The organism is Bradyrhizobium sp. Leo114 (assembly GCF_055229415.2).
Map to the genome: position 1 here is coordinate 1 of NZ_JBUYEN020000059.1, position 13,216 is coordinate 13,216.

The following is a 13,216-nucleotide window of genomic DNA, read 5'->3' on the forward strand; positions in this document are numbered from 1 at the left end:
CCAAAGCTCATCCACGGTTGTGGCCGGAGGGGTAACGGGCGACTTCGCCACGCGCCTTGGCCGGTGGCCACCGGCCAAGGCGCTAGGTCGCTTCCATCGCACAGATCATGGCCGTGCAGATACAAGGTAGGTGGGCAAAGCGCAGCGTGCCCACCATTTCTTGCGGAGTGTGGATGGTGGGCACGCTGCGCTTTGCCTACCCTACGATTCTGCGAGTCGTCATTGCGAGGAGCGAAGCGACGAAGCAATCCACAGCTCCACGTGCGGAGAGATGGATTGCTTCGCTTGCGCTCGCAATGACAGGGAAAAAGTCAGCGGCTTCGTGTGAGCGTCAGATCCTCCCGAGCAATAGCAGGATCAGCAGGATGACGATCACGAGTCCGAGCCCGCCGCCGCCGTAGTAGCCGGTGCCATAGAACGGCCCGCCGCCTACGCCGCTGAAGCCGCCCAGCAGCAGGATGATCAGAATGATGAGTATGATCGTTCCAATTGACATATAAGTCTCTCCTCAGCCCGGAGGGCCTGGTTGCCGCTTCTGCCCTTCGTGAGGAAAACGAACCTAATTCATGAAGGTTCCGGCTCTCGGGCCGCACGTATCGGCCTTCTGTTTAGCTGACGTGGCACTACATGCAGTTGATCAGAGGAGGAATTTTGCAATGTCTGCTCCATTGGTCGTTTCGATTCCGCATAGCCTTGGCCGCGAGGAAGCCATGCGTCGCCTGAAGACGGGACTCTCGCGCGCTGCGAACAGCGTGCCGGTGCTCAAGGTCGATGAGGAGCGCTGGGAGGACAATCGCATGATCTTTCGCGTGCGCGCGCTCGGACAGGCCGCAACCGGTCACGTCGATGTCAACGAAGATAATGTCAATGTGGAAGTGACATTACCCTGGCTGCTGCAACGCTTTGCCGAAGTCGCGCAAACCGCGATCCGCAATCGGGGCCGTCTGCTGCTGACGAAACGCAATTGAAGCGCGGCGTATCCGCAGTGAACGCTGCGCTCCGCTCCCGCTTGCGGGAGAGGGTTGGGGTGAGGGTGTCTCCGCGAAAAGAGCAGAGATTATCTTTGCGCGGAGAGAGCCCTCACCCGGCGCTGCGCGCCGACCTCTCCCGCAAGCGGGAGAGGTGGCGTCCCTCATTCAGGCGCGGACGCGCTTTCGGGTTGGCTTTAAGACGGCGGCGACTTTCGCCTTGAGGACGGCAACAGGCATATGCCTGAAGAGCGTGGAGAGCTGCAGCTCGTTCTCGCCGGCGTCGGTGACATAACCTTTAATCGTGACCGCGCCGTCGAAAGCCTCTGCTTTCGGCCAGACACGGCCGACTTCGGTGAAAGGCGCGAAGGACTTTGCAACGGCGACGATGACTGCATCCCGTTCCCATTGTCGCGCAAAGGCGATGATGTGATCGCGGTGTGCTCCACTCGTCTCCAGCGGCAGATAGTTGCCTTGCGTGAACACGTCGGGGAATTCGCTGCGAAGCCGCAGCAGGTGCCGGGTCCAGGCGAGCTTCAACCGACCGTCGGGCCATTGCTGGACAAGCTGCGCCCAGTCCGGCTCTTCCAACACGGCAAGCGCGGATGTGCGCGCGGCGAAGTCGACCGGACGGCGATTGTCAGGATCGACGAGGGAAAAATCCCAGAACTCGGTGCCCTGGTAGAAGTCCGGCACGCCGGGAAGCGTCGCCTTCAGCGTGAGCTGGCTCAGCGAATTCAGCGCGCCCAATAGCGACAGCCGCCGTGCTAGGGCTTCCAGCGCGTTCAGGAAGTCGGCCGAGCGGGAACGGTCCAGGATGCGCTCGAGGAACGTCTTGACGCCAGCTTCATAGACCTCATGCGGATTGAGCCAGCTCGTCTCCTGCTTGCCTTCGCGCGACGCTTTCAGCGCATAGGCCTGCATGCGCTCGAGGAAGCGGGGATCATCAGGTTGCCAGGCGCCGAGCATCGCCTGGTAGAGCATGTATTCCGATGTCGCCGATGGTGCGCGAAATTCGCCTTCGACCACAAGGTGCGGCGCGTTGAGGACTTTCCAGCGCGATACCGCGCTGGTCCACTCACCGGGAATTTCAGCCAGCGCCAGGATGCGGGCACGAGCATCCTCGCCGCGCTTGGTGTCGTGGGTCGCGGTCGCGGTTATGCCGTGTGGCCCTTCATTGGCGCGCCTCTGCATCATCTGGTGAAATGCGTCGACCGACAGCGCTTTCGCGGCCGGATCGCCGCCGACTTCGTTCAGCGCGAGCAGGCGATGATAGCGGTAGAAGGTGGTGTCCTCCAATGACTTTGCCATCATCGGACCGGTGAATTGCTGCACCTTCTGCGCAAAGCGCCGAACGCGCGGCGCGCTATGAGTGGCGCGGCCTGGCTCGATCAGGTCCATGGTCAGCGCGTCCTGGAGGAAATCGAAAATGCCTTCGTCGGCGGCGAACCAGTCGCCGCGCGCCCGCTCGATCGTGTGGGCGATCAAGGCTCGATCATGCGGCGTCGGGCCGGAGGCAGTGAGATAAGTGCGATAGACCGGGAAGTGCAGCACATAGAGCTCGAGCGCCTGCCGCAGGCTGTCCGCGGAAAAATCGCGCGTCGAGTAGTGGCCGTTCGCGATCCGCGCGAGCAGCCGCCACAGCACCGTGAACTCGCTGGTGAGCAGCGTCTCGAGCACGCGGCGCTTAGCTTCTTTCAGCACCGGCGCGAGCCTCGGCGAGCGGTTGCTGATCTGCCGCCAGATCTCGTCGAGCGGCTCCAGGCCCTTGCCCTCGACCAGGACTTGGGCGATCGCGTTCATCCATTCATAACCTGTGGTGCCGTGAACGCCGGCAAGCGCGGGCAGCTTCTCATGCTCGCCGAGGATCTTTTCGATCACAAGATAGAACGGCCTGCCGCCGCCTTGCGCATGGCGGATCAGGCGGCGCAGCCGCTGGCAATATTGCGCGGGATCGCACAAGCCGTCGATATGATCGAGCCGCAATCCCTGCAGCTTGCCTTCGGCGATCAATCGCTGCACGAGCAGGTGGATCGCCTCGAATGTGGCGGCATCCTCGACGCGGATGCCGGCGAGATTGTTGATGTCGAAGAAACGGCGATAGTTGATGTCGCTGGAGGCGAGCCGCCAATGGCCGAGCTTGTAGTGCTGGCGTTCGAGCAGATGATGCAGCGCGAGCGTTTGCGCCGGGCGGCCCTCGCCGGCGCGGTAGGCCGATAGCCCGCGCGCGATGATCTCGGCGGCATCTGCGATTGCCTTCAGTTCCGCCTTGAACCCCGGGGCTTCCTTCCGATTGGGATGCCGCAGTCCCGTGTAGCGCGACGCCAGCGCGAGGATGCCCTTGCCGGCATCGCTCTCGGCGGCGTCAGCCTCGCGCACGATCGTTCGAAGCACCTCGCCATAGCGCTCGGGTGCGATCGGCAGGCGGTGCTCGAAATACCAGGCGGAGAAGCTGCCCTCGCCGGCATCGTAGCGGAGCTCGATCTCGCCGCGCTCCAGCGCTTGCCCATAGGACGAACCTAGGATCGGCAGCAGCACGCCGCCGCGGGCGCGGTAGGGCAATTGCTCCCAGTCGATGTCGAAGGAGGCGGCGTGCGGCGAGGTGGGGCCCCACTCGAGCACGTCGAGCCACCAGGGATTGTCGTCGAAATGCACGCCCACATGATTGGGCACGAAGTCCAGGATCAGCCCGATATCGTGCTGTTTGAGCGCCGCATTTAAGCGCTCGAAACCGGCTTCGCCGCCGAGTTCCGGATTGAACTTAGTGTGATCGACGATGTCATAGCCGTGGGTCGAACCCTTGCGCGCCTTCATGAAGGGCGAGGCATAAAGATGTGTGATGCCGAGCGCCTTCAGATAAGGCACGACTTCGGCGGCGGCATCGAAGTCGAAATCGGCGGTGAGCTGCAACCGATAGGTCGCGATCGGAATCGCGGGGGGCATTCTTCTATCCGATGTGCCAGCACACCGACCAAGCGGGGATGTTATCGCCCAACGCGCTGCCCCAGATCAAAGTTCCCGCGGGCCGGTCTTTCGGCGCTGCAATCTCTCGGTTGCCGAGATTGGCGGTCAGCGACAGTTGCCTGCCGTCGCCCATGCGCCAATGCGCCGTCAGCAGGTCGGCCTCCGCCTGCGCGTCGCCGAAGCTGGCGCCGGCGAGCCGTGGCATGATTTCGCGGCGGCGCATCGCAAGCAGGCTCCTGACCAGCGCCAGCCGTGTCCGTCCCGGCTCGCGGTCGCGCTCCGTCCAATCCAGCACGGCCGACTGAAAGGTCGATTGCTGCAGCGGATCGGGAACCTCATCGCCATATTTGGCATAGGCCCAGGCATATTCCTCACGCCGGCCCTTGCGGACGGCGTTGGCGAGATCGCCGTGGAAATCGCAGAAGAACGGAAACGGCGCCTTCGAGCCCCATTCCTCGCCCATGAACAGCATCGGCGTCATCGGCGCCAGCAGCGTGATCGCCAGCGCGGCCTCGATGGCTTTTGGATCGGCGAAGCTCTCGAGACGGTCGCCGAAGGGGCGATTGCCGATCTGGTCGTGGTTCTGCAGGAAGTTGACGAAAGAGGTCGGCGACAGCGCGCCGCTCGGCTCGCCGCGGGGAATGCCGCCCCAGAACATCGAGACCTCTCCCTGGTAGACGTAGCCGGACGAGAGCGCGCGGGCGAGATCGCCACGCGGCGAGCGCTGGTAGTCGCCGTAATAGCCTTGCGCCTCGCCGGTCAGCATCACGTGCCAGACGTGATGATAGTCGTCGTTCCACTGCCCGCGATATTTGCCGCGCGGCGGGTCTTCGGTAGCATCGAGCAGGCTCGCACGATTGTCGCTGTTCTCGAGCACCATGTTGATGTGCCGGCCGGCCTTCGCCGCAAGCCTGCCGACCGCGATGCTGAGATCATGCAGGATCGGAATTTCGCCTGTTTCCACGATGGTGTTGACGGCGTCGAGCCGCAGGCCGTCGAAGCGGTAGTCACGCAGCCAATGCACCGCGTTCCCGATCGCGAAGTCGCGCACTTGCTTGACGCGATAATCGATGGCGCTGCCCCAGGGCGTGTGCGCGTCGGTGAAGAAGCTGGGCGCATAGCGGCCGAGATAATTTCCTTCGGGGCCGAAATGGTTGTAGACGACATCGAGCATCACCATCAACCCGCGCTGATGGGCGGCGTCGATCAGCGCCTTCAAATCCTCCGGCCGGCCATAGGCGCTGTCGGGCGCGTACCACAGGACGCCGTCATAGCCCCAGTTGCGTGTTCCCGCGAAATCGGCGAGCGGCATCAATTCGAGCGCGGTGATGCCGCTCTCCACGAGATGGTCGAGCCTGTCGATGATCGCGCGATAGGTGCCTTCGGGTGTGAAGGTGCCGACATGCGCTTCGAGGACAACCGCCTCATGCCACGGCCGCCCGCGCCAGTCTGTGGCGCGCCACGGGAAAGCGTCGTGATCGATCACCTCGCTCGGGCCGAGGACGTCGTCGGGCTGGAACGCGGAAGCCGGGTCGGGGACGTCGATCTCATCATCGATGCGAAACTTGTAGCGCGCGCCAGCGGCGACGTCAGGGATTTCGACCTTGAACCAGCCATCGTCGCCGCGGCTCAGCGCATGCGGCTTGTCGAGCAGCACGTCGACGCGCTTGGCCGCCGGCGCCCACAGGCGGAACAGCGCGCCGTCCTTCGTCAGCAGGGGACCGAAATGCCGCTCATTCATGCCGAGCCCGCAAAGGCGAGCACCGAGCGGGAAGGCGCCTTGGTGTCGGCGCCCGACGCGAAATCAACGGGCATCTGCTTGTTCTCGGTGGTGTTGAGCACCTGCCGCCAGTTCCTGTACTCGGGCATCACAGGCATCTTGAACGCGATCTCTTCCGGTGCGGCATTCAGCACAATAAAGATCGGCGCCTGCCCTGGTTCCATCGGTCCGAGCACATAAGAGAGAAAACGCCCTTCCGGGAAATTCCAGTCGGACTCCTTCATCTCTTCCGCCGCCGGCGTCAGCCACAGCACGCCGTAGGAGCCGTCGGCGCGGCGGCCATCCAGCCAGCGCTGCGAGCGAAGCTGGGCGAACTTGCGGCGCAGCTCGGTCAAATGGCCGACGAAATCGGTGAAGTCCTCGACCTCGTCGCCGAAATTGTCCCAATTGACCCAGCCGACCTCGTTGTCCTGGCAGTACGCATTGTTGTTGCCATCCTGCGAATTGCCGACCTCGTCGCCGGCGAGCAAGAGCGGCGTGCCCTGCGCCAATAGCAGGCAGGCGAGCTGGTTCTTCCGCAACTGGCGGCGCAGCGCGATGATGTCAGGATCGTCGGTCGGGCCCTCGACGCCGCAATTATTGCTGTGATTGTCGTTGGAGCCGTCGCGATTGTCCTCGCCATTGGCTTCATTGTGCTTCTGGTTGTAGCTGAAGAGGTCCATCAGCGTGAAGCCGTCATGCACGGTGATGTGATTGACGCTAGCGCGCGTCGCGCGATTGTCGTGATTGAACAGGTCCGATGAGGCCGTCATGCGGCGCGAGACTTCGCCGATCAGGCTGCCTTCGCCGCTCCAATAGCGCCGCATCGCGCTGCGATAGCGGTCGTTCCATTCCGACCATTGCGAGGGGAACGCGCCGACCTGGTAGCCGCCAAGGCCGAGGTCCCAGGGTTCGGCGACGAGCTTGACGGTGGAGAGCACCGGATCCTGCCTGACCGCGGTGAGGAAGGACGCGGCGCGGTCATAGCCGTTCGGTACGCGCGCCAGCGTGGTCGCGAGATCGAAGCGGAAGCCGTCGACGTGGCACACCTCGACCCAGTAGCGCAGCGAGTCCATCACCATCTGCAGCACGCGCGGATGGGTGAGTCTGACCGAATTGCCGCAGCCGGTGAAGTCGTCATAGTAGCGCGGATTGTCCGGCTTCAGCCAGTAATAGGAGGCGTTGTCGATGCCGCGGAACGACAGCGTCGGGCCCATATGGTTGCCCTCGGCGGTGTGGTTGTAGACGACGTCGAGCATCACCTCGATGCCGGCATCGTGCAGTCGCGCCACAGTGGTGCGGAAGGAATCGAGCGCATTGTCCTGCGCGTAGCGCGGCTCCGGCGCGAAGAAGGCGAGCGTGTTGTAGCCCCAGTAGTTGGCGAGCTTCTTCTCGACCAGGATGCGGTCGTCGATCAGGCCGTGGATCGGCAACAGTTCGATCGTGGTGACGCCGAGCCGCCTCAGATGATTGATCATCGCGGGCGAGGACAGTCCGCCATAGGTGCCGCGCAGGTTCGGCGCGACGTCCTCGCGCTTCTGCGTCAGTCCCTTGACATGCGCCTCGTAGATGATCGTGTCTTCCCAGGGGATGTGGGGACGGATTTCGCGGCGGCCCCAGTTGAAGGTCTCATCGACCACGACCGCCTTCGGCATGCCGCGGGCATTGTCGCGCCGGTCAAAGGATAGGTCCTCGCGCGCGCTGCCGGTGCGGTAGGCGAAATGTGCATCGCTCCACACCAGCCGCCCCGCGAGCCGCTTGGCATAGGGATCGAGCAGGAGCTTGTTGGCATTGAACCGGTGGCCGCGCTCCGGCGCGTAGGGGCCGTAGACGCGATAGCCGTAGAGCTGGCCCGGTGAGACGTCGTTGAGATAGCCGTGCCAGACGTCCTCGGTGCGCTCCGGCAGTTCGATGCGTTCGAGCTCGCGCCGGCCCTGGCTGTCGAACAGGCACAGCTCGACCTTCTCCGCATTCGCAGAGAACAACGCAAAATTGGTACCCCTTCCGTCCCAACTGGCGCCCAGCCGGGACGACGTTCCCCCAGTCAGTCGCATACGTCAGCTTTCAGGTACGAGGAAGATCGCAGCCAGCGGCGGAATGGTCAGGCTGAGCTCGGGCACAATGCCTTCATGCGTGACCACCTCACCGATATTGCCGACATTGCTGCCGCCATAGTGGGAGGAATCCGAATTCAGCACCTCGCGCCATTTCCCGGCAAAGGGAACACGAATGCGATAGTCGTGATAGACGTTCGGCGAGAAGTTGACCACCACCAGGCAGCGTGAACGCGCGCTGTTGCCCTTGCGGATCCAGGCGAACACGTTGTGGTCGGCGTCATCGGTGATGACCCATTCGAAGCCGGCCGGATCGCAATCCAGTTCATGCAGCGCGGGGAGCGCGCGATAGAGCCGGTTGAGATCGCGGATCAGCGCCTGCACGCCGGCATATTTCGGCTGCGCGAGCAGATGCCAGTCGAGTGAATGTTCGTGAGCCCACTCGCGCTCCTGGCCGAACTCGCAGCCCATGAACAACAGCTTCTTGCCGGGATGGCCGAACATGAAGCTGTAGTAGGCGCGCAAATTCGCGAAGCGCTGCCAGTCGTCGCCGGGCATGCGGCCCAGGATCGAGCGTTTGCCGTGCACGACCTCGTCATGCGAGAGCGGCAGGATGAAGTTCTCGGAGAAGGCGTAGTGCAGGCCGAACAGGATGTCGCCGTGGTGATACTTGCGGTGGATAGGCTCCTTGCCGATGTAGCGCAAGGTGTCGTGCATCCAGCCCATGTTCCACTTGTAGCCGAAGCCGAGCCCGCCGAATTCGACAGGGCGCGACACCTGCGGCCAGGCGGTCGATTCTTCCGCCGCGGTCGTCGCCTGCGGAAAGCGCCCGAACAGTTCGGTGTTGAAGCGGCGCAGAAAGTCGATCGCCTCCAAATTCTCGCGGCCACCATATTTGTTCGGGATCCAGCCGCCCGGCGGACGGCTGTAATCGAGATAGAGCATGGAGGCGACCGCATCGACGCGCAGTCCGTCGATGCCATAGCGGTCGAGCCAGAACAGCGCGTTCGAGACCAGGAAATTGGTCACCTCGGTGCGCCCGTAATTGTAGATCAGCGTGCCCCAGTCGAGATGGCGACCCTGCAGCGGGTTGGCGTGCTCATAGAGCGCGGTGCCGTCGAAATGGCCGAGGCCGTGCGGATCGTCCGGGAAGTGTCCGGGCACCCAGTCGAGCAGCACCCCTAACCCTTCGCGATGACAGGCATCGACGAGCGCAGCGAAGTCGGCCGGCGAGCCGAACCGGCTGGTCGGCGCGAACAGGCCGGTCGGCTGATAGCCCCAGGAGCCGTCGAACGGATGCTCGCTGACGGGAAGGAATTCGAGATGGGTGAAGCCCATGTCGCGCGCATAGGCCGGAAGCTGCTCGGCGAGCTCGCGATAGGTCAGCCACTCATTGTTGCCTTTGCGGCGCCATGAGCCGAGATGGACCTCGTAGATCGAGATCGGCGCGCCAATGCCGTTGATGCCGGGTGGCGCTGCCTGCGGATGCGGAATGTGGTCGAGGTCGACCACGATCGAGGCGGTCTTCGGGCGCAACTCGGCGCCGAATGCCACCGGATCGGACTTCAGCGGCAGATGTTGGCCATTGGGGCCGATGATGTCGAATTTGTAGTGGTCGCCGGCGCGGGCATGCGGGATGAACAATTCCCAATAGCCAGGGCCGCGGACCCGCATCGGATGCCGCCGCGCATCCCAGAAGTTGAAATCGCCGACCACGCTGACCCGCCGCGCGTTCGGCGCCAGCACCACGAAGGCGACGCCCTCCACGCCGTCGAGCGTCATCGGATGCGCACCGAGCTTGTCGTAGATGCGCTGGTGGGTGCCTTCGCCGAGCAAATAGAGATCGAAGTCGCTCAACACGGGCGGGAAGCGATAGGGGTCGTCGAGATCGACGACATGGTCGCCGAAGCGGGCGCGGAGCTGGTAACGGCGCGAGCCGTTCGGCAGCGCGCCGGCGAACAGGCCAGCATCATGAATGCGCGCGAGCGGCGCGGTTTCGCCATGCTCGCCGATCGCCTCGACATTGGAGGCTTCCGGCAGGAAGGCGCGCACCACGCTCTGGTCGCCCTCGGAGTGGAGCCCGAGATAGCGGAAGGGGTCGGAATGGCGGCCCTCGATGATCGCGTAGGCTTCAGCAGGCAATCTGGTCATTGCGGCTCATGCGGTTGTTGCGCCAGGATGCGGAGCATCCCGGTCAGCGGGACGCGCAGCCAGTCGGGCCGGTGCGCCAGCTCATATTCGATCTCGTAGAATGCTTTCTCAAGCAGGAAGAAGTTGAGCATCCGCTCGGCGGCTTCCGGATCGGCCGGCCACAAGGGCTGGCCCGCCATGGTCTCGCGATAGACGGCCAGGAACGTCGCGGTAGCCCGATCCCGCCAGTCGGCGAGCGCCAGCGCGAGCTTGCTTTGTTCGTCGGGTGCGACCTTGAGCGCCCGATCGAGCGCAGCGGTGACGGAGTAGTCGATCGAGCGGACTAGCCCGGCGACATCGCGCGCCGCCGGCGCCTTGCGCCGCCGCTCAGCGATGCTCCGCCGCGGCTCGCCCTCGAAATCGATGATGAAGATGTCGTCTTTGACGATCAGCATCTGGCCGAGATGGAAGTCGCCGTGATGGCGGATGTTGAGGCCGTCGATGTCTCCGGGCAGCAGCGCCTTCAGCCGGGCCGGCAAGCTATCCTGCTGCGCCAGAAACTGAGCCACCAGCGGGCGATCGGCCTCTTTCAGCGTATCCCGTCGCTGCGTCAGTGTCTCGAAAACGCGATCGGCACGGGCCAAGATGTCGTCGATCCAGCGCTGCACGTCTTCCGGCCTGGTCGGCTCCGGCACGAACTCGGGCAGGTCGCGGTTGCTCGCCAGCGCAATGTGCAGTTCGGCGACCCGCTTTCCCGTCTGCGCCATGTAGCGCAGATAGGAGATCTGCTGTTCGCTTTGCTTCGTCTCATGATTCGTCGCGAGCAGCCGCTGCTCCTCGACGAAGCGGTCGAGATAGGCTGATGTGACGGTCCATGCCTCGCCCTGGTTGGTGACAAAGGCGTGAACGATGCCGATCGCACTGCGCTTCTCGCCCTCGACGAGCTCGACCGTGCCGAGCAGCGCCGGCGTGTTGGCGAAGCCCGCGACGTCGGTGAGGAAGCGTCCCATCTCGATCTCCGGATTGATGCCGGGCTCGAGCTTGCGGTAGATTTTGACGACGTAATCCTCGTCGACCAGCGCCGTGCTATTGGACTGCTCGGTCTCCACCGCGCGGATGCGCTGGGGCTGTTTGATCGGCTTGTCCGTGAAGCGGCTGGTCGGGCGGAATTCGAGGCGCAGCGCGATGCCGAGCTCCTCGTCCTCGACCGTCAGCGACTGCGCCAGATTGCGGAGCAACAGCGCGATGAAGATCTCGTCGGTCGCAACATCGAGCAGCGTGCCCTCGCGCGCGCCTTGCCGTACCGCGGCCAGGGCGCGCGGATTGTAGCGCTCGCGGTCGAAGCGCACCCATTCGATCCGGATCGGCAGCACGTAGCGTGAGGTGGCGCCGCGCTGAGTCGTCTCGAAGAAAGCGAGCCAGGGGCGGTTGTCGCCGATATCGCAGAAGGGAATCGCGGAGACGAGCTGCGGCTGGATCGCCTTCGACAAACTCTCGGGATACCAGCGCGCCCGCGACAGGTGGCCCGGCAGCACGTCGCGCTCGAACACACCGCGGGCGCGCGCCAGCGACACCCAGGTCGAGTTCAGCGGCACGACCAGCGTCTCGAATTCCGGCACCGCGCGCCGCGGGATGGCGATGGACTTGTCCGGCTCCTGGAGCTGGAACCAGTAGAAGCCATACGGCGCGAGCGTGACCATGTATGGCAGTTCGCCGATCGTCGGGAAGCGCGTGCGGCCGAGCATCTCCAGGGGAATGCGTCCCTTGAAGGCGGAAAGGTCGAGCTCGGTCGCCTGCGCCGAGCGCGACAAATTGGCGACGCAGAGAATGACCTCGTCCTGATACTGCCTGACATAGGCGAGCACCGAACGGTTCTCGGGGCGGATGAAGGTCATCGAGCCGCGGCCGAAGGCCAGCGTCGACTTGCGCACCGCGATCAGCCGCTTGGTGGCGCTGAGCAGCGATGACAGACTGCGCGACTGTGCTTCGACGTTCACGGCCTCGTAGCCGTAGACGGGGTCCATGATCATGGGTGCGTAGAGCCGCGCCGGATCGGCGCGGGAGAAGCCGCCATTGCGGTCCGGGCTCCATTGCATCGGCGTGCGGACGCCGTTGCGGTCGCCGAGATAGATGTTGTCGCCCATCCCGATCTCGTCGCCGTAATAGATAATCGGCGTGCCCGGGAACGAGAGCAGGAGCGAGTTCATCAATTCGATCTTGCGCCGGTCATTGTCCATCAATGGCGCGAGGCGGCGGCGAATGCCGACATTGATGCGGGCGCGGGGATCGTTGGCATAGGTCGACCACAGATAGTCGCGCTCGACATCGGTGACCATTTCCAGCGTCAGCTCGTCATGGTTGCGGAGGAACAGCGCCCATTGGCAACTGGCCGGGATGTCGGGCGTCTGCCGCAGGATGTCGGTGATCGGAAAGCGGTCCTCCTGCGCGATCGCCATATAGATGCGCGGCATCAGCGGGAAATGATACGCCATGTGGCATTCGTCTTCCCGGCCGAAATATTCCTGCACGTCCTCCGGCCATTGATTGGCTTCGGCGAGCAGGATCTTGCCCCTGGCGTAGGTGTCGAGCTCGCGCCGCAGCAGTTTGATGATGGCGTGCGTCTCGGGCAGGTTCTCATTGTTGGTGCCTTCGCGCTCGCAGAGATAGGGAATGGCGTCCAGCCGGAAACCGTCGACGCCGGTGTCGAGCCAGCGCTTCATCACCTGCACGATGGCGCGCACCACGCGCGGGTTGTCGAAGTTCAGGTCCGGTTGGTGCGAGAAGAAGCGGTGCCAGTAGAACTGGCCCGCTTCGGGATCCCAGGTCCAGTTCGACTTCTCGGTATCGGTGAAGATGATCCGCGTGCCCTGGTATTTCTGGTCGGTGTCGCTCCAGACATACCAGTTGCGTGCGCTCGAGCCGGGATGGCTGCGGCGCGCGCGCTTGAACCAGGCGTGCTGGTCGGAGGTGTGGTTGACGACGAGCTCGGTGATGACACGAAGGCCGCGCTTCTTGGCTTCATGGATGAAGCGCTTGAAGTCCTTCATCGTTCCGAAATCGGGATTGATGTCGCCATAGTCGGCGATGTCGTAGCCGTCATCACGCCCCGGGGACGGATAGAATGGCAACAACCACAGCGTGGTGACGCCGAGATCCTGCAGATAGCCAAGCTTCTCGGTCAGCCCCGCGAAATCGCCGATGCCGTCATTGTTGCTGTCGGCGAAGGCCTTGACGTGGAGCTGGTAGATGATGGCGTCCTTGTACCAGAGCTCGTCCGCCGTCTCGGTGGCCACCAGTTCCTTTGTCTCGACCGCTGAAAGCACGTTCATGGCACCGCCCCC

At 63.8% G+C, this 13,216-nt stretch carries 7 protein-coding genes; 1 reads left to right on the forward strand and 6 read right to left on the reverse strand.

What is annotated here, in order from left to right; translation table 11 throughout:
* Positions 1–331: 331 nt before the first annotated feature.
* On the reverse strand, positions 332–496 hold the full coding sequence (locus ACZIRK_RS39045; RefSeq protein WP_080663914.1) for a DUF3309 family protein: 165 nt from the start codon (positions 494–496) through the stop codon (positions 332–334).
* A gap of 160 nt (positions 497–656) precedes the next feature.
* Here ACZIRK_RS39045 and ACZIRK_RS39050 point away from each other — a divergent pair, with 160 nt between their 5' ends.
* Complete coding sequence (locus ACZIRK_RS39050; protein ID WP_130224529.1) at positions 657–968, forward strand: polyhydroxyalkanoic acid system family protein; 312 nt, start codon at positions 657–659, stop codon at positions 966–968.
* 168 nt (positions 969–1,136) lie between these two features.
* Here the strand turns inward: ACZIRK_RS39050 and treY are convergent, their stop codons facing one another.
* Genes treY through treS form a run of 5 tightly spaced genes read right to left on the reverse strand, consistent with a single transcriptional unit; the run spans position 1,137 to position 13,204 of the window.
* Positions 1,137–3,911: a malto-oligosyltrehalose synthase gene (treY, locus tag ACZIRK_RS39055; protein WP_474419312.1), complete on the reverse strand. Its 2,775-nt coding sequence runs from the start codon at positions 3,909–3,911 to the stop codon at positions 1,137–1,139.
* Between the two features lie 4 nt (positions 3,912–3,915).
* Positions 3,916–5,673, reverse strand: a complete 1,758-nt coding sequence (gene treZ, locus ACZIRK_RS39060; protein ID WP_474419313.1) for a malto-oligosyltrehalose trehalohydrolase — start codon at positions 5,671–5,673, stop codon at positions 3,916–3,918.
* Entirely contained in the window at positions 5,670–7,745 is a 2,076-nt protein-coding gene (gene glgX, locus ACZIRK_RS39065) for a glycogen debranching protein GlgX (protein WP_130224477.1), read from the reverse strand. The genes treZ and glgX overlap by 4 nt, the downstream gene beginning before the upstream one ends.
* A gap of 3 nt (positions 7,746–7,748) precedes the next feature.
* Positions 7,749–9,896 carry a 1,4-alpha-glucan branching protein GlgB gene (glgB, locus tag ACZIRK_RS39070; protein WP_130224475.1) on the reverse strand — a complete coding sequence of 716 codons (2,148 nt, stop codon included), beginning with the start codon at positions 9,894–9,896 and terminating at the stop codon, positions 7,749–7,751.
* Entirely contained in the window at positions 9,893–13,204 is a 3,312-nt protein-coding gene (treS, locus tag ACZIRK_RS39075) for a maltose alpha-D-glucosyltransferase (protein WP_130224473.1), read from the reverse strand. The genes glgB and treS overlap by 4 nt, the downstream gene beginning before the upstream one ends.
* Between the last annotated feature and the right edge of the window lie 12 nt (positions 13,205–13,216).